The organism is Methylobacterium brachythecii (assembly GCF_014196345.1).
Classification (GTDB): Bacteria; Pseudomonadota; Alphaproteobacteria; order Rhizobiales; family Beijerinckiaceae; genus Methylobacterium; species Methylobacterium brachythecii.
In genome coordinates this window covers 366,383-388,909 of the sequence record NZ_JACIDN010000006.1, presented here as the reverse complement: position 1 = coordinate 388,909, position 22,527 = coordinate 366,383, and the positions used below count along the sequence as shown (strand labels likewise).

Annotated in this window: 23 protein-coding genes; 15 read left to right on the top strand and 8 right to left on the bottom strand. The window is 65.1% G+C overall.

From position 1 onward, the window contains the following. Positions 1 to 92 precede the first annotated feature (92 nt). Positions 93 to 1,496, bottom strand: coding sequence for an aminotransferase-like domain-containing protein (locus tag GGR33_RS17775; protein ID WP_183507621.1), 1,404 nt, complete (start codon positions 1,494 to 1,496; stop codon positions 93 to 95). Positions 1,497 to 1,713: 217 nt separating this feature from the next. Between GGR33_RS17775 and GGR33_RS17770 the strand changes: the two genes are divergently transcribed. The 5 genes from GGR33_RS17770 to GGR33_RS17750 are packed head-to-tail and all read left to right on the top strand — an operon-like array spanning position 1,714 to position 5,067. After that, positions 1,714 to 2,133 carry a RidA family protein gene (locus GGR33_RS17770; protein WP_183507619.1) on the top strand — a complete coding sequence of 140 codons (420 nt, stop codon included), beginning with the start codon at positions 1,714 to 1,716 and terminating at the stop codon, positions 2,131 to 2,133. Between the two features lie 3 nt (positions 2,134 to 2,136). After that, a complete protein-coding gene (locus tag GGR33_RS17765; protein WP_183507617.1) occupies positions 2,137 to 2,967 on the top strand; it encodes a transporter substrate-binding domain-containing protein in 831 nt (276 codons plus the stop codon). 33 nt (positions 2,968 to 3,000) lie between these two features. Then, positions 3,001 to 3,654, top strand: coding sequence for an amino acid ABC transporter permease (locus tag GGR33_RS17760; RefSeq protein ID WP_284210935.1), 654 nt, complete (start codon positions 3,001 to 3,003; stop codon positions 3,652 to 3,654). Then, the gene (locus GGR33_RS17755) at positions 3,651 to 4,307 is read left to right on the top strand and encodes an amino acid ABC transporter permease (protein WP_183507615.1); all 657 of its coding nucleotides are present in this window, start codon (positions 3,651 to 3,653) and stop codon (positions 4,305 to 4,307) included. Before GGR33_RS17760 ends, GGR33_RS17755 begins: the two co-directional genes overlap by 4 nt. Then, positions 4,300 to 5,067: an amino acid ABC transporter ATP-binding protein gene (locus GGR33_RS17750; RefSeq protein ID WP_183507613.1), complete on the top strand. Its 768-nt coding sequence runs from the start codon at positions 4,300 to 4,302 to the stop codon at positions 5,065 to 5,067. The genes GGR33_RS17755 and GGR33_RS17750 overlap by 8 nt, the downstream gene beginning before the upstream one ends. 11 nt (positions 5,068 to 5,078) lie before the next feature. Here the strand turns inward: GGR33_RS17750 and GGR33_RS26440 are convergent, their stop codons facing one another. After that, positions 5,079 to 5,492, bottom strand: a complete 414-nt coding sequence (locus GGR33_RS26440; RefSeq protein ID WP_284210933.1) for a 2Fe-2S iron-sulfur cluster-binding protein — start codon at positions 5,490 to 5,492, stop codon at positions 5,079 to 5,081. 516 nt (positions 5,493 to 6,008) lie between these two features. On the opposite strand from GGR33_RS26440, the gene GGR33_RS17740 reads away from it, so the two are divergent. From GGR33_RS17740 to GGR33_RS17730, 3 genes are read left to right on the top strand one after another with little or no spacing between them, the layout of a single operon-like run. Further along, positions 6,009 to 6,506 carry a (2Fe-2S)-binding protein gene (locus GGR33_RS17740; RefSeq protein WP_183507611.1) on the top strand — a complete coding sequence of 166 codons (498 nt, stop codon included), beginning with the start codon at positions 6,009 to 6,011 and terminating at the stop codon, positions 6,504 to 6,506. Then, positions 6,503 to 7,561, top strand: coding sequence for an FAD binding domain-containing protein (locus tag GGR33_RS17735; protein WP_183507609.1), 1,059 nt, complete (start codon positions 6,503 to 6,505; stop codon positions 7,559 to 7,561). The genes GGR33_RS17740 and GGR33_RS17735 overlap by 4 nt, the downstream gene beginning before the upstream one ends. Next, on the top strand, positions 7,554 to 9,794 hold the full coding sequence (locus GGR33_RS17730) for a xanthine dehydrogenase family protein molybdopterin-binding subunit (RefSeq protein ID WP_183507607.1): 2,241 nt from the start codon (positions 7,554 to 7,556) through the stop codon (positions 9,792 to 9,794). The genes GGR33_RS17735 and GGR33_RS17730 overlap by 8 nt, the downstream gene beginning before the upstream one ends. 335 nt (positions 9,795 to 10,129) lie before the next feature. On the opposite strand, the gene GGR33_RS17725 is transcribed toward GGR33_RS17730, so the two are convergent. The 3 genes from GGR33_RS17725 to dctA all read right to left on the bottom strand — a co-directional run bounded on the left by GGR33_RS17725 (position 10,130) and on the right by dctA (position 13,621). Continuing rightward, complete coding sequence (locus GGR33_RS17725) at positions 10,130 to 10,669, bottom strand: UGSC family (seleno)protein (protein ID WP_425488797.1); 540 nt, start codon at positions 10,667 to 10,669, stop codon at positions 10,130 to 10,132. 11 nt (positions 10,670 to 10,680) lie between these two features. Next, positions 10,681 to 12,126: a thioredoxin family protein gene (locus GGR33_RS17720; RefSeq protein WP_183507603.1), complete on the bottom strand. Its 1,446-nt coding sequence runs from the start codon at positions 12,124 to 12,126 to the stop codon at positions 10,681 to 10,683. A 112-nt stretch (positions 12,127 to 12,238) separates the two neighbouring features. Then, the gene (dctA, locus tag GGR33_RS17715) at positions 12,239 to 13,621 is read right to left on the bottom strand and encodes a C4-dicarboxylate transporter DctA (RefSeq protein ID WP_284210929.1); all 1,383 of its coding nucleotides are present in this window, start codon (positions 13,619 to 13,621) and stop codon (positions 12,239 to 12,241) included. A gap of 99 nt (positions 13,622 to 13,720) precedes the next feature. Between dctA and GGR33_RS17710 the strand changes: the two genes are divergently transcribed. Both GGR33_RS17710 and trxB read left to right on the top strand, forming a co-directional pair. Then, positions 13,721 to 14,419: a GntR family transcriptional regulator gene (locus GGR33_RS17710; RefSeq protein WP_183507601.1), complete on the top strand. Its 699-nt coding sequence runs from the start codon at positions 13,721 to 13,723 to the stop codon at positions 14,417 to 14,419. Next, positions 14,416 to 15,420, top strand: a complete 1,005-nt coding sequence (gene trxB / locus GGR33_RS17705; RefSeq protein WP_183507599.1) for a thioredoxin-disulfide reductase — start codon at positions 14,416 to 14,418, stop codon at positions 15,418 to 15,420. Before GGR33_RS17710 ends, trxB begins: the two co-directional genes overlap by 4 nt. Positions 15,421 to 15,427: 7 nt before the next feature. On the opposite strand, the gene GGR33_RS17700 is transcribed toward trxB, so the two are convergent. After that, positions 15,428 to 16,372, bottom strand: a complete 945-nt coding sequence (locus GGR33_RS17700) for a LysR family transcriptional regulator (protein WP_183507597.1) — start codon at positions 16,370 to 16,372, stop codon at positions 15,428 to 15,430. A gap of 101 nt (positions 16,373 to 16,473) precedes the next feature. Between GGR33_RS17700 and GGR33_RS17695 the strand changes: the two genes are divergently transcribed. From GGR33_RS17695 to GGR33_RS17685, 3 genes are read left to right on the top strand one after another with little or no spacing between them, the layout of a single operon-like run. Continuing rightward, positions 16,474 to 17,652 carry a DSD1 family PLP-dependent enzyme gene (locus GGR33_RS17695; protein ID WP_425488793.1) on the top strand — a complete coding sequence of 393 codons (1,179 nt, stop codon included), beginning with the start codon at positions 16,474 to 16,476 and terminating at the stop codon, positions 17,650 to 17,652. Between the two features lie 11 nt (positions 17,653 to 17,663). Beyond that, the gene (locus GGR33_RS17690) at positions 17,664 to 18,056 is read left to right on the top strand and encodes a RidA family protein (protein WP_183507595.1); all 393 of its coding nucleotides are present in this window, start codon (positions 17,664 to 17,666) and stop codon (positions 18,054 to 18,056) included. 54 nt (positions 18,057 to 18,110) lie between these two features. Continuing rightward, positions 18,111 to 18,743 (top strand): HAD-IA family hydrolase, encoded by a 633-nt coding sequence (locus GGR33_RS17685; RefSeq protein ID WP_183507594.1) that lies wholly within the window; start codon positions 18,111 to 18,113, stop codon positions 18,741 to 18,743. 32 nt (positions 18,744 to 18,775) lie between these two features. Here GGR33_RS17685 and GGR33_RS17680 read toward each other — a convergent pair whose 3' ends face one another. Then, positions 18,776 to 19,678 (bottom strand): LysR family transcriptional regulator, encoded by a 903-nt coding sequence (locus GGR33_RS17680; RefSeq protein ID WP_246413244.1) that lies wholly within the window; start codon positions 19,676 to 19,678, stop codon positions 18,776 to 18,778. A gap of 164 nt (positions 19,679 to 19,842) precedes the next feature. Here GGR33_RS17680 and GGR33_RS17675 point away from each other — a divergent pair, with 164 nt between their 5' ends. Together GGR33_RS17675 and GGR33_RS17670 are read left to right on the top strand one after the other, a co-directional pair. Beyond that, complete coding sequence (locus GGR33_RS17675; protein ID WP_246413211.1) at positions 19,843 to 20,118, top strand: hypothetical protein; 276 nt, start codon at positions 19,843 to 19,845, stop codon at positions 20,116 to 20,118. Positions 20,119 to 20,258: 140 nt separating this feature from the next. Then, positions 20,259 to 21,026 (top strand): alpha/beta fold hydrolase, encoded by a 768-nt coding sequence (locus tag GGR33_RS17670; RefSeq protein ID WP_183507592.1) that lies wholly within the window; start codon positions 20,259 to 20,261, stop codon positions 21,024 to 21,026. Between the two features lie 143 nt (positions 21,027 to 21,169). Here the strand turns inward: GGR33_RS17670 and GGR33_RS17665 are convergent, their stop codons facing one another. Next, on the bottom strand, positions 21,170 to 22,522 hold the full coding sequence (locus GGR33_RS17665; RefSeq protein ID WP_183507590.1) for a TAXI family TRAP transporter solute-binding subunit: 1,353 nt from the start codon (positions 22,520 to 22,522) through the stop codon (positions 21,170 to 21,172). Positions 22,523 to 22,527 lie beyond the last annotated feature (5 nt).

Below are 22,527 nucleotides of genomic sequence, written 5' to 3'. Positions count from 1 at the left end.
CCGAACGCGGTCCGGCCAGATCGGATAAAGTCTGCCCAAGGCAAGGTCATGCGTATTCTTGTGCAGGGCGCATAAGGCTGTCGGTGATCCGATCAAACGGCCGCGCGGTACCGCACGTCTGCGGGGGCGCCTTCCCGAAGAAGCTCCGACAGCTTTGCCAGCGCCGCGGTGAGCGAGATCCGGTCCGACGCTGCGTTGACGCAGACGCGAACGCTGTCGCTCTGATGTAGTGCCGAAACTTCGAAAAGGCTGAGGGGCGTCACCCCAACCCCGAGTTTCTCCGCAGCCTGGGTATAGGCTTCCGCCGACCAGCCGTTCTTCAGCTTGAGGCAGAAATGATAGGCTTGCGGATGGGTCATGAGGGCCGGCTCGGGCAGCACGTCCGCGACGAGCGCCTGTCTCGCCGCGGTCTCCGAGCGGATGCCGGCAACGACTTCGTCCAGTTGCGGTGACGACAACAGGCGTGTGGCGTATTCAGCGTTGAAGGGTGAGGCCATCAGCGTGCTGGCGCGGAGCGCCTTTCCGAAAGCGGGCGCCAGGTGAGACGGCGCCCTCATGAAACCGATGCGCAGTCCGGGGCCCACGAGCTTCGACAGGCTCGAAATGTGAACGACCCTGTCCGGCGCCATGGCCGCCAGTGGCAGCGGTTGCGGGTCGGGCAGGAAGCCGTAGACGTCGTCCTCGACGATCAGGACGTCGTGGCGCGAGCAGATCTCTGCTACTTCCCGCCGCCGATCCTCGGACATCGTCGCGGTCGTCGGATTGTGAAGGGTCGGCGTGCAGAACAGGACCTTCGCGCCCGTCCGGCGGCACACAACGTCGAGATAGTCCGGCACGATGCCTTCGCGGTCCATGCGGACGCCGACCAGCGAGCGCCCCAGCATCGCAGCCGCGGATTTCAGGCCGTAGAAGCAGAGTTCCTCCGACAGGACGGCGTCGCCCGGTCGGGTGAGGGCCATCAAAGCGAGCAGCAGGCCGTGCTGCCCGCCGCAGGTGACCAGCATATTGTCGGCTGTGGCCTCGATTCCGAAGCGGCCGAGCCAGCGCGCGGCCACGGCGCGATGCCGGGGAAGCCCGATATCGACCTGGCTCGCCAACAGGCCACCGACATCGACCGCATCGGCAAACGCTGGACGGATCACGTCGAGGGCCGGGTGGCGCATCGCGTTTGGGGGGAAGTTGTGGGACAGGTCGATGAAAGTCCGGCGCAAGGCCGGCGCGCCCAGGGATGACGGGCCGTCGGAGGCCTGGGCTTCGTTGAGGAAGGTCCCGCGCCCGACCTCGCCCCGGGCGAGTCCCGTCCGGTGCATCTCGGCATAAGCCTTGCCGATCGTCCCGGTGTTGAGCGACAGCCACCCGGCCAGATCGCGTTGGGGCGGCAGCCGATCGCCGGGGCGCAGCGCGCCCGACTGCAGCGCGAGTTCGATCGCATTGACGATGGCGAGGTAACGCGGGCCGGCGATCCGCTCGATCGTCTCGGTCCAGACCGGCCGCATCCTGTCTCCATCGATTGCACGAGGCATTGTCTCGGTCGATCTCTGCCGCAGCCGCCAATTCGAGCGTATTGCCCTGTTTATCCGCGCGCGTCATCGGACAATATGGCCTAACTTGACCGTTACAATAGTGGTTCGCGAACGTGGCAAATCTGGTGCTCGGGCACCGGGCCCGCGGCAAGGAGATCAGGTGCAGCACGCCGAGACGACATCGCCTCCGATGCTCTTTCACATGGTGACCGGCGGCCCGACCCCGGTCGCGCCGTTCAGCCACGCGGTCGAAACCGACGGCTTCGTGTTCGTGACGGGTCAGATGCCCGACACGCCGGAGCGGCCGGGCTTGCTGCCCGACGGGATCGAGGCGCAGACGCGCTACGTTATGGCGAACCTCCAGACCGTCCTGGCAGGGATCGGCCTCAGTCTGGAACACGTCGTCTCGGTGCGCGCCTTCCTGACTGAGTTCAAGCGCGACTACGCCGAGTTCAACACCGCCTATCGCGCCTTCTTCCCCCCGAACCGGCTGCCGGCGCGCACCTGCGTCGGGGTCACGGGGCTCGCCTACGACGCGCTGGTCGAGATCGATCTGATCGCCCGCCGCGACGCCGCATCATCGCAGCCGTCAACCCAGCAGGAGGGCTGAGCCATGCCTCTCATCCGCAGCAGATTGGTCCATCTCGGTCTCGCCGTCGCCACCGTGCTGACGCTCGGCGCCTCTGCATCGCAGTCGGCGAACCTCGACGAGATCAAGGCCCGCAAGGCCATGACCGTCGCGACCGAGGACAGCTACAAGCCGTTCGAATATGTCGAGAACGGCACTCCGATGGGCCTGGACCACGAACTCCTCGCCCTGCTGCGGAAGACCGCGCCGTTCAAGATCGATCAGCAGATCATCCCCTGGACGGGGCTCCTCGCCGGCGTCGCGACGGGCAAGTACGACGTCGCCCTGACGGCCGCGGTGATCACGCCCGAGCGCATCCAGAGTCTCGCCTTCACCATGCCGATCGCCGAGGCGACGCAATATTACGTCGTCCGCGCCGACGAGACCCGGATCAAGGGCGTCGCCGACCTCGCCGGCAAGACGGTCGGCGTCCAGTCCGGGGGCGCCTCCTACGCGGCCCTTGCCGATCTGGAGCCGAAGCTCGCCGCCACGGGCGGCAAGCTCGGCAAGGTGATGCAGTACACGTCGCTGCCCGAAGCCTATCAGGATCTCGCCAATGGCCGGCTCGACTACGTGATCAACGGCGTGGTCAACCTCACCAGCCTGACCAAGGAGCAGCCCAAGCGCTTCAAGATGGGCGAGGCGGTCGGCGCGCCGACGTTTGCGGCCTGGGCGGTGGCCAAGGGCAACGACAGCCTGCTCGCCTATCTCGATGAGTTCATGACGAAGGTGCGCGCGAACGGCGAACTCTATGCGCTGCAGGAGAAGTGGTTGGGCCGTTCCTTCAAGGACATGCCGTCCACGCCGACCAAGTAGCGCGGCAATCCTGCGAGAGACGGGGACACGGCCGTGACCTGGCCAGCCATCCGCACGATCCTCGACGGCGCGCTCGTCACGGCTGCGTTGTCGGCGATCAGCATCCTGCTCAGCCTCCCGATGGGGCTGTTGCTCGCGCTCCTGCGCTGGCGCCGGATCCCGGTGATCGAGGGTCTGCTGGCGGCCTTCGTCACCATCGTGCGCGCGACGCCGTTCGTGACGCTCGTGCTGTTCGTTTATTTCGTGATGCCGGCGATAGGGCTCGAGCTCGATCCCGTCCCGGCCGCGATCCTGGCGCTGACGGCCAACACCGCGGCGTTCAGCAGCGAGATCTGGCGCGCGGCGCTGCAGGCCTTTCCGCGTGACCAGCGCGAGGCCGCAATTGCGTTCGGCATGACCGACACGAAGGTCTTCACGCGCATCGTCTTCCCGCAGATCTGGCGCGCGAGCCTCGGTCCGCTCGTCAGCGAGGTCACCATCCTCCTGAAATGCACCCCGGCCGTGGCGGTGATCGGCGTTGTCGAGATCACCCGCGCGGCGAGCCGCGTCGGCGCCGAGACCTACGAGCCGCTGCCGCCCTTCCTCCTGGCCACGCTGATCTACACGGTCCTGATCGCCGTGCTGGTCCGTAGCCAGCGCGTGATCGAACGCCGGCTCGCCCGACGCATGGGGCTGACGCCCCTATGAGCGGGATCCTGGTCTCCTGGCAGTATCGGGACGTCTTCCTGTGGGGCGTGGCGAACACCCTGTCGCTCGTCCTCGGCTGTCTGGTGCTGAGCGTGCCCTTGGGCATCCTCGGCGCCATCATGCTGACGGAGGCACCCGCACCCCTGCGCCGCCTGTTCGCGGAACTCGTCGACCTGTTGCGATGCGTGCCGTTCCTGCTGCTCGCCTACGTCGTCTATTACGGCCTGCCCGAGCTCGGCCTGCGCCTCGACCCCTGGTGGGCCGGCCTCGTCTCGCTGACGCTCTACAACACGGCCTATCTGGTCGAGATCTTCCGGGCCGCGTTCCTCGGTATCGCGCGCGACAACATCGAGGCGGCACAGGCCTTCGGGCTCTCGCGCAGCCTGCTCTATCGCCGGATCATCCTGCCGCAGGTCGCGATCACGGCCGCTCCGGTGATCGGCAATCAGGTCATCACGACGATCCGCGACAGCGCACTCCTGATGATCATCACGGTCCAGGAGCTGACCTTCGCCGCAAATTTCGTCAGTGCGAACGCCTTCGCTCCGTTCGCGCCCTTCGCGGCGGCGGTCGGGCTCTACCTCTTGATGTCGCTGGCGATCGAAGCGGGCGTGCGTCGAATGGAGCGGATGCGGAGGGTGCGTTATGGCTGAGCTCGAACCCGCCATCTCGGCGAGAGGCGTGTGCAAGGATTTCGGCGGCTTCGAGGTCCTGCGCGACATCGATCTCGACGTCGCCACTGGTACGACGACCTGCATCCTCGGTCCGAGCGGATCGGGCAAGTCGACCTTCCTGCGCTGCCTCAACTGGCTGGAAGAGCCGAGCGCCGGCGACATCCTGATCCAGGGCAAGCCGATTGGCCGGACCGGTCTCGGACGAGACGCGAAACGCATGGCCCGGAACGAGCTCGCCGCCGCCCGGACGAGCATCGCCATGGTGTTCCAGCATTTCGCGCTGTGGCCTCATCTCACGGTGCTCGGCAACGTGGCCGAAGCGCCGGTCCATGTGCTCGGCCGTCCGAGGCACGAGGTCGAGGCGGAGGGCCGCGCGATCCTGGCTCGTGTCGGACTGGCTGAGAAGGCCGATGCCTACCCACACACGCTCTCAGGCGGCCAGAAGCAGCGCGTCGCCATCAGCCGTGCCCTGGCGATGAAACCGAAGGTGATCCTGTTCGATGAGCCGACCAGCGCTCTCGATCCTGAAATGGTCGGCGAAGTGCTCGCGGTCATTCGCGGGCTCGCGCAGGACGGCCTGACCATGGTGGTGGTCACCCACGAGATGGCCTTCGCCCGCAAGGTCGCCGACACCATCGTGTTCATGGATGCCGGCCGGGTGCGAGAAGTGGCCACGCCGCACGACTTCTTCGCCAATCCGCAATCGGAGCGGACGAAACGTTTCATCGCGCGCTCCTGACGGCTGCGCACTCAGAGTGCGAGCGTGAGGCTCACGCGTGCCCGCGAGACGCAGGGCATCATGCGATCCTGACGCTTGGAGAGAGGCAGCGACGAATCGCGGTGAAGCGCGACGCCGTCGCGATAGCCGCATTCACAGGAGCCGCAGACTCCCATCTCGCAGGACGACGGCAGTGGGAAGCCGTGCTCTCGCAGGACGTCGAGCAGCGAGCGATCGGCCGGCACATGGAGCGTTTGGCAGGTCGACTCGATCAGCGCCTCGAACGGCTCCGGCTTGAAATTCTCGTCGAGAGTCGCCGCGAAGCGCTCGATATGGATCTGCTTCGGCGGCCAGCAGGCGAAGTCGAGCGCTGCCTGCAGGGATCCGACCAGACGCTCAGGCCAACAGGAATAGATATGCGTGCCCTCCGACGGCCCAGCTAGCACCCTCGGATCGAACCGCCGGCCCTCAGACGAGAACCAGCAGAGCAGCCGCTCGCAGCAGATCTCGCGCAGGAGACCAAGGAGCGGCGCGTCCTCAGCCTAGCTCGCACATGTGGAGCGTAGGTCTGCTCCCGCCAGAGGATCACGGCGAAAAAATCGACCTGGTTTCTCGTAGCGGAGGCCTTCAACCCGCAGCGCGGCTCAGGTTAAGGCCTCTACCGACGGACGAGTAGCGCGATCGAGGATTCTAGCTTCTGACGTAAACGTCGGCATCTCTCGTGTTGCTGCCCTGATACGGCACTAGGTAACGGCCACTCCCGCCGCGCCATGGATGGCCTGCGGGGGCCTCACCACATTGCTGAAACGGCGTCGGATCCGCCGGACTTACGCATTGAAGCGCGCTACTTTCCGCAGATTGCGATGTCCGCTCTGGTCCTTGCCATCACTTTCGCACCTGGCCGTTGGGCTGCCTGAAGCTACTTGAAACGCTTCCAACCTGTGAAGCGGGACGTAGCCAGCATGAGCTTCCCCATCGCGTTGACCATCAACGGACAGCGCCGCGCGATCAATCTCGACGATCCGCGGGTCACTCTTCTCGACCTCCTGCGCGAGCGGCTCCACCTCACCGGCTCAAAGAAGGGCTGCGACCGCGGCCAGTGCGGAGCATGCACCGTGCTGGTGAACGGGCGGCGCATCAATTCCTGCCTCGCGCTCGCCGTCAGTCTCGACGGGGCCGAGGTGTTGACGATTGAGGGGCTCGCCGAGAACGGCACTCTGCATCCACTCCAGGCCGCCTTCATCGAGCATGACGGCTTTCAGTGCGGGTTCTGTACGCCCGGCCAGATCATGAGTGCGGTCGGGCTGATCCACGAGGGCGATGCCGGCGACGATCCCGAGCGCATCCGCGAGGCGATGAGCGGCAACCTCTGTCGATGCGGCGCCTATCGCGGCATCACCGAGGCCGTGATCGAAGCGCAGAAGAACATGCCTTCCCGCATGAACGGGGGCGCCGCATGAACCGCTTCGAGTACATCCGCCCCGCCTCCGTCGCCGAGGCCGTCGCGGCCGCCTCCGAGCCGGGCGCGACTTATCTTGGCGCAGGTACGAACCTGCTCGACCTGATGAAGGGCGGGATCACGAAGCCCACCCGCCTCGTCGACACGACGCATCTGCCGGGCCTCGACCGCATCGAGCGATTGGAGGGCGGCGCGGTGCGGATCGGCGCGCTCGTGCGCAACACCGACCTCGCCTACGACCAAGAATTCTCGAAGACCTTTCCGAGCGTCGCGGAAGCGGTGCTCGCAGGTGCTTCAGCACAACTGCGCAACGCGGCGACCACGGCTGGCAACCTGATGCAGCGCACGCGCTGTGCGTACTTCTACGACCCCGCCAGTGCCTGCAATAAACGCGAACCCGGCGCCGGTTGCGACGCACTTCACGGCGCCAACCGCACCAGCGCGGTGGTGGGCTGGAGCGAGCATTGCGTCGCGACGCATCCGTCCGATTTGTGCGTGCCGCTTGTCGCGCTCGACGCGGTGGTCGAGATCGATGGCAAGGCCGGCCGGCGCGAGGTGCCGCTCGAAGCCTTCCATCGGCTGCCGGGCGACGAACCACAGCGCGAGACCGTGCTGGAGCCGGGCGATCTGATCGTCGCTGTGCGCCTGCCGGTCGAGGCCGCCGCCTTTGCCGCGCGGAGCCGCTACGTGAAGATCCGGGAGCGGACCTCCTACGCCTTCGCATTGGTCTCAGTCGCAGCAGCACTTCACCTCGAAGGTGATCGCGTCGCGGAGGCGCGCGTCGCGCTCGGCGGCGTCGCGTTGAAGCCCTGGCGGGCTCGCGAAGCCGAGGCGATACTCGACGGCGCCGCGCCGGACGAGGCTAGCTACCGCAAGGCAGCCGATGCCGCGCTCGCGGCGGCCAAGCCGTCGGGCGACAACGCCTTCAAGATCGAGCTCGCCCGTCGCCTGATCGTGCGCGCGCTCACCCTCGCCGCCGCCGGCACACCCGAGCGCGTGCCCGCCTTGCCTGCCTCCGTCTTCCAGGCCGCTCAAGGGAGCGCGATCCATGCCTGAGAACGCCGCACGCATCCGCCACGGCTCCAGCATCGGCCAACCGCTCACGCGGCGCGACGGGCTGCTCAAGGTCACAGGCGGCGCGACCTACGCCGCCGACAACCATCCCGAAGGCCTCCTGCACGCCGTGACGGCAGTGAGCACGATCGCGCGCGGCCGCGTCACGCATCTCGATGTGGCGGCGGCGCGTGCGCATCCTGGCGTCGTCGATGTCATGACGCCGGAGAACGCGCCCAAGCTCGCTATGCATCCCGACAAGAAGGACACCCCCTTCACCTTTCGGCTCGATCTCCTCCAGGATTCGGCCGTCCGCTACGCCAACCAGCCGATCGCCGTGGTGATCGCGGACACACTGGAAGCCGCAACCGAAGGCGTCGCGCTCCTCGCGCCGCGCTACAACGTGGAGGCCGCCCGCGTCGGGCTCGATGCGGAGAAGCCGATCGTGCCGCCCTCCGTCGGCGTCGGCGAGCCGCCAGATGCCAGCAAGGGCGATGTCGAGGCCGGGCTCGGCGAGGCCGAGACGCGCATCGCAACGACCTACGAGACGGCGTCGCAGTACCACAACGCGATGGAGCCCCACGCCATCGTTGCCGAGTGGAAGGACGGCGGCCTCTCGATCGATATGCCGACACAAGGGCTCTCGATCGCTCAAGGGCGGCTCGCCGGCTTGTTCGGGATCGACCCGAAGAAGATCCACATCCGCAGCCCATTCCTCGGCGGCGGCTTCGGCTCGAAGGGCACGCCGGCCGGGCCGCAGGTGCTCGGCGTCATGGCGGCGAAGCTGGTCGACCGGCCGGTTAAGCTGGTGCTTCGGCGCGAGCAGATGTTCGGCCCTGTCGGGCACCGGGCGCAGACGCGCCAGAGCTTTCGCCTGGGCACCAAAGGCGATGGGACGCTCACCGCGCTGGAGCATTGCACGCTCACCGCTTCGAGCACCTTCGACGATTTCTTCGAGCCGAGCGGCGGCGTCTCGCACACGCTCTATGCGAGCCCCAACATCTCGGCGACGCACCGGGCTGTACGGCTCGACATCGGCACGCCGATGTTCATGCGCGCGCCGGGCGAGGCCTCTGGCAGCGCGGCTCTGGAGAGCGCCATCGACGAGATGGCGGAAGCCTGCGGCATGGATCCTCTGGAATTCCGCTTGAAGAACTACGCCGAGAAGGAGCCGCTTTCCGGCAAGCCATTCTCTTCGAAGGCGCTTCGCGAGTGCTATCGCCAGGGCGCCGAGGCCTTCGGCTGGTCCGCACGTAAGCCCGAGCCGCGCTCGATGCGCGATCAAGACGGCCTGCTGGTCGGCTGGGGCGTCGGGACCGCGACCTTCCCCGCTTTGATGATGCAGGCGCAGGCGAGCGCGGAGCTGCGCGCGGATGGCAGCGCGAGCATGCTGATCGGCGCCCACGACATGGGCCAGGGCGCCTGGACGGCGCTTGCTCAGATCGCCGCGGATTCGCTCGGGCTCGATCTCGACGCCGTCGAGTTCCGGATGGGCTCCTCCGACCTGCCGAACGCTGGGATCGCAGGAGGCTCGGCCCATACCGCGACGGCGGGCGATGCGATCCACAAGGCCGGCTCCGCGATCATCGCGCAGCTCTCGGAGCTAGCCACGCAGGACGAGCGCTCGCCGCTCTTCGGGGCCGGCAACGCCGGTACGATCGCCCGCGACGGCTGGCTACTGCGTCGGGACGATGAGCGCCGCGGCGAGAGCTTTTCCGACATCCTCAAGCGGGCCGGCCGCGAGCGCATCGAAGGTCAGGGCAACGCCGGCAGCGACAAGGCCGCGCGAGAGGCCTACGCGATGCATGCCCACGGCGCGGTCTTCGCCGAGGCGAAGGTCGATCCCGATCTCGGGCAGGTCCGCGTCACCCGTCTCGTCGGCGCCTTCGCGGCCGGCCGCATCATCAATCCGCGGCTGGTGCGCAGCCAGTATTACGGCGGGATGATCTGGGGCCTGTCCTTCGCACTCCACGAGCACACGGTGATGGACAAGCGCTCCGGCCGGCCGATGAACGCGAGCCTCGCCGAGTACCACGTGCCCGTGAACGCCGACGTGCCCTCGGTCGAGGCCATTCTGGTCGAGGAGCACGACCCGCACGTCAACGCGCTTGGGATCAAGGGCGTCGGCGAAATCAGCATCACCGGCACGGCTGGCGCGATTGCTAACGCGGTGTTCCATGCCACCGGCATACGGGTGCGCGAATTGCCGATCACGCTGGATCGGTTGATGGGCTGAAAACTCCCTCGCGCGCCTCGCTTCTATCAGATTGGCAGTGTCCGCGCGCGGGCAAGCCAATGAACAAGCTGGCGAGCCTCAGCACAACGCCCGATGTACTGAGGCTCGCAGATAAACAATCTTAGATCATGCAAGCCGAACATTCGAGTCTGAAGCCGAGCGCCTGTTCCAGAGCAGATCGCCAGGCTAGCAAAGTGGCTGGTTTGGGCGCGACGTGATCGCCCTGCTTTGGCCGAAAGCAGAATCGCGGCTTCGATTTAGTCGGCCGACCCAACGGCCGTCGATTCCAAGCCCGGTCAGAGGATCCGTATCCGCTGACCGGGCGGTATGAGCAGCTACGCCGCCTTGGAGGTGTGCAGCGACGGGACTTCAATGCTGATTGCCCGAAGGATGTCGTCGAAGGCACTTTCGGCCGAGCGATGAAGTTCTTCCGTTGTCTTGTTCTGCAACGGATGCTCGACGTAGACCGACGCAGCGTCGAGGCCGATCGACGACTTCTGGGATTCGAAAGCCTGTTCGAACTCGGTCGTCAGAACGCTGACGCCGGCCAATCCCTTCTTGTCCAGATCGTTCAGGTCGTGGGTCGAGCACGAGGTGCACGAGCCGCAGTCTGACAGCGCGATGATGACGGCCTGACAGTTGTCGGCGATATCGTTGATCATCTCGCGCGGGGCGACCCGCGTGTTCGTCGGCTTCTTGTAGCGCCGGGTCGAGATGCCACGCTCGCTGCACAGCTGTTCGAGGCGGTCGATGAACTCGTCGCCGCGCATCTTGCCGATGTCCATCAGGGCGACTGTCCTGTCTTCCAACGTGTCGAAGGGAGGGACGCGATCACGGAGAGCCGACGAGGTCTCGGCAGTGGGGTCGCGAAGCATGATTCCGTCTTTCACAGCACGATCTCCTTGGTTACGGGCTTGGATTCCTCGCGGAAACGACCGCCGGTCCACCCGGCGCAGATGGCGGAGAACAATCCCGCCTTGCCTCCTGCCTGAACGATCAGGAGACCCTCCGGCCAGAACTTGTTGACCATCTCGTCCCGGCGACCGACGGCAATGCCTTCGCCGACTCCGTGAGCGCCCTGGATCACATCCTTGCCCGGCCTGACCATGGCCTTATGGAGCTCGCTCGTGATGCGGTCGCGGTCCCATCCGGCGTCACGGAAGATCCCGTAGTGTTCAGGTACGAGGACGAGCATCGCGTTCGTGAACTCGCAGAGCTTGTAGTGGCCCACCGCAAGGAGAGACATCGCAAGCGACTTCGTCAGCTCTTCGGGTGTCCGAGACCGCTGATCGAGGAAACCCTGGATGCCGTCGCCCTGGAACAGCGTCACCGCATTCTTCCCGGGGTCGATGCCGCGGGACGAGGCGAGGGTCTGCCAGGTCGGATCCGACTCGTCCTCCGCGAAACAGAACGTGTACTTTCCGGGTCCGCCGAGAACCGCCCGATCCAGCTCACCCGGACGGCCGCCGCCGACGTTGCGGATGATCAGCTGTACGGCACGGCCGATGGTGGCGTTGGCGCGATTGCCCTGACCGAGGCAGTTGATACCCGAATTCATACCGATTTCGCGGGCGATCGGTCCGTTCACCACGATGATCGGGCCCGAGAAGCAGGTCGTGCAGAGAAGACCGTGCATCGTGAACAGGGGATCGAGCGCGGCCTCGAGGGCGGTCAGGATCACCGGCATGTACTCGGGGCGGCAGCCCGCCATCACGGCATTGATCGCGATCTTCTCGACCGTGATCGGCGCGAGATTGGGCGGCACGTTTCCGATGATTTCATCGGAACGACGCGAGGTGCCGTCGAGCATCCGAAGGATGCGGGTGTCGGTCGGCGGCACGACCGGAAGGCCATCGCTCCAGCCGCGATCGTAGGTCGCTTCGAACTCGTCGTCCCATTCACCGAGAACGATCGGCCGGGATTTGAAGTCGAGCTTGCCGTACTTGGCCCGCAGAGCATCGTACACGCCGGGCTCTCGAGATTTCGAGCCGCATCCCGGTCGCATGAGGGGCAGGTTCGAGCCGAGGTCTCCGAGGCCGGTCATCGCCTGCCAGTCGTCGCGATGCCAACCGAACGTCCGCGACACCTCGCGACCGTTCTTCACGCGGACCAAGGTCGGAACGGCCTCGACGTCGAACGAGAAGGACTTTTCGAGAGAGGTGTCATCGATCGCCGAAACGCTGGTAGGGAAGCTCGGATCGTCCTGAGTGTAGACGGTAATCGGGTATTGGCCCGCGATGCGCCCGAGCACATCGTCGAGCATCTGACACGTTTCGCAACCCTGTTTAACGAATGCGACGAAGCTATCGCCGGGTTCTGCGCTGGTACTCATCTTTTTCTCCATGTTTGAAGGCGTGGAAATCTTGAAAAATCGAGATTTCGGATCGGTGCCGAGCGTCGAAGATCAGGCCGGTTGTCGGCTTTGTCTTCGATCGACCTGCTGGTCACGGCTCCTTGCCGGCCAGGACCACTGCGGCATCGTGAATTGGAGGTTGCCCTGACGCGGACGCGGCCGGCTTCGAGGCCCAGAGAGGACGGTTCTGCTGAAACGGCATGTTCGGACCGAACCGTTCGGCGTAGGCGGCTTCGGCAGCGGCCGGATCGAACTCACCGCTCATCTTCGCCACGATGACCGTCGCGAGGCTGTTGCCGATGATGTTCGTGACGGACCGCGCCTCGGACATGAAGCGATCGATACCGATGATCAGGAGCAGCCCCTCGACAGGCAGGATGTGCGTCGCCGAGAGCGTTGCCGCCAGGACGACGAAGCCGGAACCGGCGACCGAACCCGATCCCTTCGACGTCACGAGCAGAAGCAGCAGCAGACCGACCTGCTGGCTGAAGCTCATGTCGATGCCGTAGGCCTGAGCGATGAACAGCGACGCCATCGAGAGATAGATCGCGGTGCCGTCGGCGTTGAACGAATAGCCGACCGGCAGGACGAGACCGACGCTGGATTTGGAACAGCCGAGACGGTTGAGCTTCGTCATGAGCCGCGGCAGCACGCTCTCGGAAGAGCAGGTGCCGAGTACGATCAGCACTTCCTCGCCGACGTAGCGGATGAACCTGAAGATGCTGAACCCGTAGGCGCGGGCGATCGCGCCCAGCACGACGCAGACGAACAGGACACAGGTGATGTAGACGCACAGGAGCATGTGCCCCAGGACGAGGATCGAACCGATCCCGTACTTGCCGACCGTGAAGGCCATCGCGCCGAAAGCGCCGACGGGTGCCAAGCGCATGATCATCGAGACGAGCTGAAACAGGATGTCGTTGGCGGCCTGGGCCACTGCTACGAACGGTTTCGCACGCTCTCCGATGAGCACCGCCGCGCAACCGAACACGATGGCGAAGAACACGATCTGCAGAAGATCGCCTTTGGCGAAGGCGGCGACCGCGTTGTCCGGCACGATGTGAGTCAGGATCTCCGTCATGTACTGGCCGGCCGGCGTGCTGGTGTACTTCGAGATGTCGACCGCCTGAGCGCCGACCCGGGCGCGGTCGAAGCCGTCGCCGGGCCTGACGACGTTGACGACGATCATCCCGATGACGAGCGCGAGGGTGGACGCGACCTCGAAGTATAGAAGGGCGCTTCCGCCTACTTTTCCGACCTTCTTGAGATCGCTCACCTCCGCGATGCCGATGACGATCGTCAGAAAGGCGATCGGGGGGATGACCATCTTGATAAGCTTGATGAAGACGTCGCTCAAACCTTGCAGTGAGACTGCGAAATTGGGCAGCAGAATGCCTATTGCTGCGCCTAAACAAAGGGCAGCGATGACCTGGACGGTCAGGTTGGAGAATTTGCGTCGAATGGCGTTTGGCACTGGGTGACCCCGCTTTTTGATTCAGAGCGTTTCGTCCCGTGCAACTGATATGCCAGTTAGCCACTTGACGCGCAAGATGGGGTAATTGATATTCCAGTTATGACCGACGACAGCAAACTCAGCCTCCGCGCCGAGGCGATCATTCGAGACGCCATCATCACCGGACGTTTCGCCTTCGGCGCACGTCTTTCGGACCGCGTGCTCGCGGAGGAACTGGAGATCAGCCGCACACCCGTTCGCGAGGCTCTCTCCCGTCTCGCGCAGGAGGACCTCGTGGTGGTCCGACCTCAGAGCGGGACGTTCGTGATGGATCTCGATGCGACCGATCTGCGCCGCATCTGCGAGATGCGGGCAGTCCTCGAATTGGGAGCCTTGCGGATCGCTGCTGCAAGCGATGCGGATGCGCTGGTCGCAGCCGTCTCCATTCCTCTCTCAGGCGGTGCTCTGGCACTCGAAGACGGAGATCTTGCCCGGGCCGATGTGATGGACACTGCGTTCCATGAGGCACTGGTCGGGGCAGCAGCCAACCCACTCCTGACGAGGGCCTATCGCGGGATTGCCGACCAGGTCGGCGCGATCCGCCATCGGTTGCCGCGCGAGATTTCGAGGATGCGCGCCGCAGTCGAGCAGCATCGCAGGATCATCGATCTCGCCGTGACGGGCCGCCTCGTCGATGCGGAGGCACAGCTCTCCACACACGTGCGCATCGTCGAGAAGCTCGCAACCGATTTCCTGTTTCAACAGACCAAGGTCGCAGGGCGCTCGCGCCGTCGATCGCAAGCGCCGGAGCGGACATGACGGCCCATCATACCAAGCTGCTGATCATCGGCGCCGGGCCCGCCGGCTATACGGCGGGCATCTACGGCGCACGGGCAAACCTGCAGCCGATGCTGGTCACCGGTCTGCAGCCCGGCGGCCAACTCACGATTACCACCGAGGTCGAGAACTATCCCGGCTTCGCTCGAGCGATCCAGGGACCCGATCTGGTCGAACAGATGCGCGAACAAGCCGAGCATGTCGGTACCCGGATCGTCTACGACACGATCGTTTCCGTCGACCTCGGAGCGCGTCCGTTCAAGGCGGTCGGCGATAGCGGAGACACCTATCTCGCCGAGACACTCGTTGCCGCGACTGGCGCGCAGGCCCGCTGGCTCGGCCTGCCGTCTGAACTCGAATACAACGGCGCAGGGATCTCGGCTTGCGCGACCTGTGACGGCTTCTTTTATCGCGGGAAGGATGTCGTCGTCGTCGGTGGAGGTAATACCGCAGTCGAAGAAGCCCTATACCTCGCCAACCTCGCCTCCAAGGTCACGGTGATCCATCGGCGCGATCGATTCCGGGCCGAGCCGATCCTTCAAGACCGGCTGTTCGCCCATCCCAAGATCGAGGTCGTCTGGAACCACGTGATCGACGAGATTCTCGGACAGCACGAGCCCGTCAAGGTCGTGACCGGCGTGCGCCTGAAGGACACGAAAACGGGCGCTACCCGAGGGCTGCCCACCGACGGCGTCTTCGTCGCTATCGGCCACGACCCGGCGACCAAGCTGTTCGCAGAGCAGGTCGAGATGGAGGCCGGCGGATACATCCGAGTATCGCCGTGGTCGACACGAACCTCGGTCCCGGGCTTCTTCGCGGCGGGCGACTGCGCGGAAAGCGTGTACCGGCAGGCGGTCGTTGCCGCGGGAATGGGCTGCATGGCAGCTCTTGAGGCTGAGAAGTTTCTCGCCGACCATTCGGTGGATCCATCAATCCGACGAGAGGAAGCGGGCGAGAGCGGGATGATCGGCGCCTACGCCTGATTTCCCTTTACCGATCCATTCCGGTCGTCCCGCGAGGCAGCCGCCAAGGCGTCGGATCCAGGGCAGCCTGGAGCGCGTCGAGGAACCGGCCGGTGCGAGCGGCGCGCGCCTGTCGCCGCGAGCCCAGGAGAGCGACGACGGGTGCGGCAGGGAGGGCGAACTCTTGCAGCACCCTGACCAGACGTCCTTCGCGAACATCCTCGGCCACGTCCCATTCGGAGCGGACGATGATGCCGCGCCCAGCTAGCGCCCAGCCCCGAACGACGTCTCCGTCGTTGCTGGAGAGGCGAGGTTCGATCCGGACGCTCCCCACGGATAGGCCGTGGATCGATCCGAAGCGCCAGAGGGTCACGTCTTCGTCGTTTTCGCGAAGGGCGATGCAAGCGTGGGCATGCAACGCGTCCGGCTCGCCGGGCGTGCCGTTTCGATGGAGATAGTCAGGCGCTGCGCAGGCCCACCTTTCGTTCGGCGCGAGATGTCGCATCACCAGGCTCGAAGCAGTGTGGTCGAGCTCGCCGACGTGAACGGCCAGATCCCAGCCGCTGGTCGGGATGCCGCCGAGGCGATCCGAAAGGATGAGATCGATCTTCAGTTCCGGATGATCCTCCTGGAATTGGGAGGCGACAGGTGCCACGTGCCGGCGCCCGAAGCCCAGCGAAGCAATGACACGCAGATGTCCTCTGACCTGGCCACGACGGGTCGCGATGGCGTCGTCGAGGTCTTCCAGGTCTTCGAGAACGAGCCGTCCGCGTTCGGCGAGCAATTCGCCCTCGTCGGTCAGTGTGAGTTGTCGTCCCGACCGATCGACCAGATGCACCCGGAGCCGCTCTTCGAGCGCACGGAGCCGCTGGGTCACGGCTGGCGGCGACACGTTCAGATCCCGGGCAGCGGCAGCGAGCGACGTCGCTCGCACGATCGCGGCAAAGAAACGGAGATCGTCGGTAGTCAGCATTAAGTCGAAGCTTAATCGAGCAAACAGTTCGCGTTAATAGGCAGCGCCCGCAGGCCGTGGTCTCTGAGGCGGCGAAAACCGCCGCGATCATGGTCTTGATGATGTCCGCAGCCACTTCCCCAGAGCCACGCACGGCGTCGAATGGCACAAGCCTCGTCGAGATTCCGACGCCTTGCTTGTTGCTCGATGAGGCAAAGCTCCGATCGAATGTCGAAGCCATGCGGTCGCATATCGAGGGACTTGGCACCGTTTTTCGGCCGCACCTGAAGACGGCCAAATCCATTGACGTCGCCCGAATCGCCATGTCGGGACCGGCAGGCCCTGCAATGGTCTCGACACTGCGGGAGGCGGAGTACTTCGCCGCGGGCGGTGTGACGGACTTGATCTACGGGGTCGGGATCGCCCCGGCGAAGCTCGGTCGCGTCTCGGCGCTCCGTTCACGCGGTGTCGATCTCGTCATCATTCTCGACAGCGTGGAGCAAGCCGAGGCTGTTGCCGCACATGTCCGCGCTATCGGTGACCCGCTCCCCGTCTTCATCGAGGTGGATGCGGACGGCCACCGCTCCGGGGTCTCGCCAGGTGATGCGGAGACGCTCGTCGCGATTGGTCGATGTCTAACATCGGGGGGCGCTACTCTGCGCGGCGTTCTTCTCCATGCCGGCGACAGCTACAGACTGAACGACGGCGTAGCCCTCGCCGCCGCCGCGGAGGCAGAGCGCCTGGCGGCCGTCACGGCAGCCGGAGCATTGCGATCTGCGGGCCTACCGTGTCCCGTGGTGAGTATCGGCTCAACGCCGACGGCACGCTATGCCCGCGACCTAACCGGCATCACCGAGGTTCGGGCCGGCGTCTTCATGTTCGGCGATCTCTACCAGGCTGGCGTCGGCTCCGTAGCGATGGGTGACATCGCCCTGTCCGTGCTCGCCTCCGTGATCGGCCACCAGCGCCGCAAAGGCTGGATCATCATCGACGCCGGCTGGATGGCGCTCTCGCGGGACCGCGGAACCGCCAAGCAGACGTGCGACCAGAGCTATGGCGTGGTCTGCGACCTGTCCGGCCGACCCTACGACGATCTCATCGTTGCGGACGCCAACCAGGAGCACGGCGTCGTCGCCCTACGGTCCGGCTTTGATGCGGCGCTTCCCGAACTGCCGGTCGGATCGCGCGTCCGCATCCTACCGAACCATGCCTGCGCCACCGGCGCACAGCACGATTGCTATCACGTGCTCGACGCGGCCGGTCGCATCGGCGCGATCTGGCCCCGTATCAACGGCTGGTAAGAAAGCGCCCCATGACGGATCCGATCGAGCACATCGCGACGACCGGCGCAGCCATCCCGGCCGGCCACTACGCCCACGCGACCGCGTGGCAGAATCTCGTGTTCGTCTCCGGGCAGCTCGCATCACGCCCGGATGGTACGCAGACCGCCGACCAACCCTTCGATCGGCAGGTCAAGCAGGCCCTCGCCAACGTCCTGACCATCCTGTCCGAGGCGGGATGTGGCCCGCGGAACGTGCTCCGCGTCACGGCCTACATCGTCGGCGTCGAGAACTGGGCCGCCTTCAATCGGATCTACGCCGAGGTCTTCGGTCAAGCGAAACCCGCGCGAACGATCGTGCCCGTGCCAGAGCTTCATCACGGCTACCTCGTGGAAGTCGAAGCGATTGCCGCGCGTGCTCCCTGATCGCGACTTCCAGCGCGCCACCCGAAAGTCTCTGCATCGATCTGGAGTTTGCCAATGTCAGAGCAACGTTACGACGCCGTCCTATTCGACCTGCTGACTGCCCTGCTGGATAGCTGGTCGCTCTGGAATTCCGTGGCCGGGGGTGAGGAACTCGGATTGCGGTGGCGAAGCGAGTATCTTCGGAACACATACCGCACCGGCGGCTATCGCCCGTACGAAGATCTGGTGTCCGAAGCGGCCGATGCGGTCGGCCTGCCGCGAAGCGCCACCGCGCAGCTCGCCGAGCGCTACGGCGAGCTGCAACCCTGGCCGGGCGTGACGAAGGCCTTGCAGGAGCTCGCCGCCAGGTCGGTGCCGCTCGGCATCGTTACCAACTGTTCGGAGCATCTGGGACGCATCGCCGCGAGCCGGGTGGGAGTGGCGTTCGACTGCTTGGTCACGTCGGAGCGAGCCGGCTTCTACAAGCCGGACCCACGTCCTTACCTGCTCGGCCTGAACGAGCTCGGGGTCGGGGCATCGCGCTGCCTCTTCGTGGCAGGCTCCGCCTACGACCTCATCGGAACGGCGGCTGTCGGGCTCCCGACCTTCTGGCATGACCGCATCGGCATGACGGCTCCGGAGGGTGCGCCAATCCCTCTGGCACATCAGGCCTCTCTGGATCGATTGCCGACCCTCATCGGCGTCTGATGACGCCTTCCTTTCGCTGACCCGCTGCGGTTTCAGCGAAGACGCTTGCGGATGGCCAGTTCCAATGCGCGCAACGCATCGCCCACGATCGGCGAGCCCGCTCGTCCGAACATGACGATCTCGGATGCCGGGATCGGTGGGAGACCGAGAGCCGGCCCTGCGTCCGGCATCCCATCGCACGCTGCGTCACCCAGAAGCGCGACGCCCAGCCCGGACCGGACGCCAGCACACAGCGCTGCGCAACTGCTTGCTTGAAACGACTCACGCCACGGGATGCGGGCGCGGTCAAGCAGGCGGATTGCAGCCTCATGGACGCCACAGGGCATACCGAGCGTCGCCAACGGTAGAGGGCCATCCGCCGAACGCGACCAGCCCTGTGCCGCGCGCCAGCCCAAGTGGTCGTTGCCGAGAACCTCGCCTTCTCTGCCTCCGCTTTCCCGCCGGATGACGATCGCGTCCAGTTGTCCTGCGTCGAAACGGGGCCGCAAATCTTGAGAAAGCCCCATGCGAACGTCGATGATGGCGTTGCCCGGCAGAGCACTGCGAACGGCTTGCAACACCGGCTCGATCCCGAGCCCAAGAGCATGATCGCTAAACCCGAGGGAGAACCGGACGGCCGGGGCCTCGGTGAAGCGCATGGCTTCGTCGTGGCTCCGGAGGAGAAGCCTCGCCTTCTCAAGAAATGCGCGGCCGTCTTCCGTAGCCCGAACGAAGCGTGGGGAGCGATCGAGAAGCTTTCGACCCAGCGTCGCCTCGAGCGCCTTGAGCCGCTGGCTGACGACGGGTTGGACGGTGCCCGCGGCCTCGGCGGCGCGCGTCAGGCTGCCAAGGTCTAGCGCAAGGACGAAGAGCCGAACCGACACCAGATCGAGCATGATCGCGTTTCGCAATGGGAAAAACAATAATTCATTACTTTCTCTTATGATGTTAGTCATGTCAAGCACGTGCGTCTTCCATCGAGGATTTCGCAATGCCTATGATAGTAGTTCGTTATGTAACGCCGCAGCCGCGGCCAGAACTCCGCGTGCAGATCGCAGAATTAGCCAGAACCCTAGGAGCCGAGAGGCTCGGAAAGGACGCGAATGTCACGGCCGTTCTGGTGGAAGAGGCCGATCCGGACGGCTGGTTCATTGCTGGACGCCGCCCAACGGATGATGGGCTGTCGGCCTTCTGGCTCGACATCAAGATCACCGAGAAGAGCAACGTGAAGAGCGAGACCACGAGCTTTGTGGCGGCCGCTTTCGAGGGAATGAAACAAATCCTCGGACAGATCCACGGGGAAAGCTACGTGTTCGTGCATGCCGTCGACGGCGACGCCTACGGGTTCGGTGGCCGCACGCAGAACGGGCGCTGGGCAGAGGCCCATCCCGGCTGAGGCGCCCGTCGACGCATCGCATGAGCCGTCCGGCACTTGCCTCGAACTGCCGGCTTACGCTCGCAAGCACGTCCGCCGGGGACGCTCCGGCGGCGGTCAAAATTCCGCAAAACACCAAAACCTAGCATCAGGATTTCGAAATGCAGATCAACAGGCGTGTCATGACAGCCTCGTTGCTGGCATCTACTTTGATTCCTACAAGCTTGAGAGCGCAACCGGTTGTTCCGAAGGCCGCCAATGTCGTCCTTGTTCATGGCCTCTTCGCGGATGGCTCGTCGTGGCTAGACGTCATTCCGCTCCTCCAGGACCGCGGTCTCAACGTCACTTCGGTTCAGAACCCGTTGACCAGCCTGCCTGAAGCCGTCGCGGCCTGTCGCCAAGTCCTTGCACGCCAGAAGGGACCGACCGTGCTCGCGGGACATTCCTTTTCAGGAACCATCGTGACGGAAGCCGGGACGGATCCGAATGTCTCGGCGCTTGTCTACATCGCCGCGCGCGCGCCCGATGCCAACGAAGATTACACGGCGCTGACCAAGCAATATCCGGCCGTGCCTGCCTCCGCAGGTATCGTATTCGATGGCGACGAAGGACGACTGACCGAAGAGGCTTTCATCCACGACTTCGCCCCTGACGTGCCGACGCGCAAAGCCAAGTCGCTTTATGCTGTTCAGACGCCGTTCCGTAAGGAGTTGATGCTCGGCAAGGTCAGCGAAGCTGCGTGGCGTTCGAAGCCCTCCTACTACGCCATATCGGTGGACGACCGGGTCATTCACGCGGATCTACAGAGGTTCATGGCGAAGCGTATGAACGCCACGACCGTGGAACTGCCATCGAGCCACCTTCCGATCGTGTCGCATCCTCATGAGGTTGCGGCTTTGATTCTGAAGGCGGCGGGACAGAGCACCTGAACGACACGGTGCGAGGAGTAACGGTCGGGCGTCCGACGATGGGCCGATCATGGCCGTTAGCGGACCGGCTGCTTGCGGGCAAAGGTAACGGGAAAGCAGCCTTCCGCCCGCGGCACCACTCATGCGCGTCTCCAACCGAAGCTCTAGGTTGGCCTTGAGCGCAACCGGTTCCACAAGGTCGACCGTGCCGTCTCAATGGCGATGGCGACCGCCGACATTGTGCGTGCGTCTGGCTCACGAGCGCGAGCGTATCGGGCCGCCTTCGCGGCCAAGCCGTCGATCTCAGCGTTTAGCGCCCCCAGCCGCGTAGCGTCCTGCACCGTTTGGATTTCCTCCGTCAGGGCAAGCAGCCTGTCGATGACTTCATCGATCCGCTCACGACCTAAACCGACGAGGCGCTGGCGTATCCAGGCAAGGACCGACACGAGACCGCCAGCGATAGCGCCGAGTAGATAGAGAGTGTCTCCGTACCGCTCGACGAAGCCGTGCTGCTCTCGCTCGTAGTAATCGACGGCGCCTGGATGGATCGGTATGCGCGCGCTCGTGGCGGCAACCGTGGTGTCATAGGCCGGCGCCTGGACGTATTCGGCGGCGTCAGTCTTCGCTGCGGCAGCCGTGCGCTTCTCGAAGAGCTGCTGGGTGATGTCGGCGGCAACCACGCGGCTCAGATTGGCTCGGGCCATGAGCCGGTAGGAGGCGCCCACCGTCTTCACATCGTCAGTCGGCAGCTTCGGGTCTCCCCCGAACAGACCGCCCGGTACGGTCACGGACTGCAGTCGGGGGAATCGCTCGATGACAGCACCGTCGTCTTCGACTGTGATGAACTCCACCTTGCCGCCTCGGGCGACCGAACGCGCGGCGTTTACGAGGGCGAGCGCCTTCGGAGCCGAGGGCGCGATGATGCTGATGAATGCGTCGATGCGCTTCTCGCGGAAGGCCGCCGCCACCGCGTCTTGATCGACCCGGACAAGACGTACCGTCCGGTCGCGCGCGGGGAGTGCCGAGGTCTCGGTGTCGAGGGTTAAGCTGTAATACCCCAGGAGATTCTTGAGCAGCAGGAGATCGGCGTCTCGGTGCGCGGCGATGCCGAGCCGTCTGCCCGCAAGCTTGGGGAACGCCTTGATGGGAGCCTGCTCGGGTGAGACGATGATTATCGCCTGGTCCCGAAGGATCGCCAGGGTCAACCCGTTTGTCGGCAGGAGAACGTCGGGCCGGACGACGGCGAGATCGGCACGCCCGTCCTGGAGGGCGGCGGCGCTCTCGCGCACATCGTCGAAGGACAGGATCTTGAGCCGGACCGCCTCTCCGCCAGAGTCCAAGGCATCGGCATAGGCCTTGATCAGCTCCGGTTCGGTCCCGTCACGGGGAGCGACCGCAACCGTCAACACCGTCGCCTGCAGCAGGTACCAAGCCGCTGCAGCTCCCGCGGCCAGCAGGGCGCCGGCCGAAAGGAGCAAAACCTCCCGGCGCACCAGCCAGGATAGTCCGTTGATCATCGGTC

Coding starts and splice junctions, on each gene's coding strand:
- GGR33_RS17775 (WP_183507621.1), bottom strand. CDS start 1,496: ATGCGGCCGGTCTGGACCGAGACGATCGAGCGGATCGCCGGCCCGCGT.
- GGR33_RS17770 (WP_183507619.1), top strand. CDS start 1,714: ATGCTCTTTCACATGGTGACCGGCGGCCCGACCCCGGTCGCGCCGTTC.
- GGR33_RS17765 (WP_183507617.1), top strand. CDS start 2,137: ATGCCTCTCATCCGCAGCAGATTGGTCCATCTCGGTCTCGCCGTCGCC.
- GGR33_RS17755 (WP_183507615.1), top strand. CDS start 3,651: ATGAGCGGGATCCTGGTCTCCTGGCAGTATCGGGACGTCTTCCTGTGG.
- GGR33_RS17750 (WP_183507613.1), top strand. CDS start 4,300: ATGGCTGAGCTCGAACCCGCCATCTCGGCGAGAGGCGTGTGCAAGGAT.
- GGR33_RS17740 (WP_183507611.1), top strand. CDS start 6,009: ATGAGCTTCCCCATCGCGTTGACCATCAACGGACAGCGCCGCGCGATC.
- GGR33_RS17735 (WP_183507609.1), top strand. CDS start 6,503: ATGAACCGCTTCGAGTACATCCGCCCCGCCTCCGTCGCCGAGGCCGTC.
- GGR33_RS17730 (WP_183507607.1), top strand. CDS start 7,554: ATGCCTGAGAACGCCGCACGCATCCGCCACGGCTCCAGCATCGGCCAA.
- GGR33_RS17725 (WP_425488797.1), bottom strand. CDS start 10,669: ATGCTTCGCGACCCCACTGCCGAGACCTCGTCGGCTCTCCGTGATCGC.
- GGR33_RS17720 (WP_183507603.1), bottom strand. CDS start 12,126: ATGAGTACCAGCGCAGAACCCGGCGATAGCTTCGTCGCATTCGTTAAA.
- GGR33_RS17710 (WP_183507601.1), top strand. CDS start 13,721: ATGACCGACGACAGCAAACTCAGCCTCCGCGCCGAGGCGATCATTCGA.
- trxB (WP_183507599.1), top strand. CDS start 14,416: ATGACGGCCCATCATACCAAGCTGCTGATCATCGGCGCCGGGCCCGCC.
- GGR33_RS17700 (WP_183507597.1), bottom strand. CDS start 16,372: ATGCTGACTACCGACGATCTCCGTTTCTTTGCCGCGATCGTGCGAGCG.
- GGR33_RS17695 (WP_425488793.1), top strand. CDS start 16,474: ATGTCCGCAGCCACTTCCCCAGAGCCACGCACGGCGTCGAATGGCACA.
- GGR33_RS17690 (WP_183507595.1), top strand. CDS start 17,664: ATGACGGATCCGATCGAGCACATCGCGACGACCGGCGCAGCCATCCCG.
- GGR33_RS17685 (WP_183507594.1), top strand. CDS start 18,111: ATGTCAGAGCAACGTTACGACGCCGTCCTATTCGACCTGCTGACTGCC.
- GGR33_RS17680 (WP_246413244.1), bottom strand. CDS start 19,678: ATGACTAACATCATAAGAGAAAGTAATGAATTATTGTTTTTCCCATTG.
- GGR33_RS17670 (WP_183507592.1), top strand. CDS start 20,259: ATGCAGATCAACAGGCGTGTCATGACAGCCTCGTTGCTGGCATCTACT.
- GGR33_RS17665 (WP_183507590.1), bottom strand. CDS start 22,522: ATGATCAACGGACTATCCTGGCTGGTGCGCCGGGAGGTTTTGCTCCTT.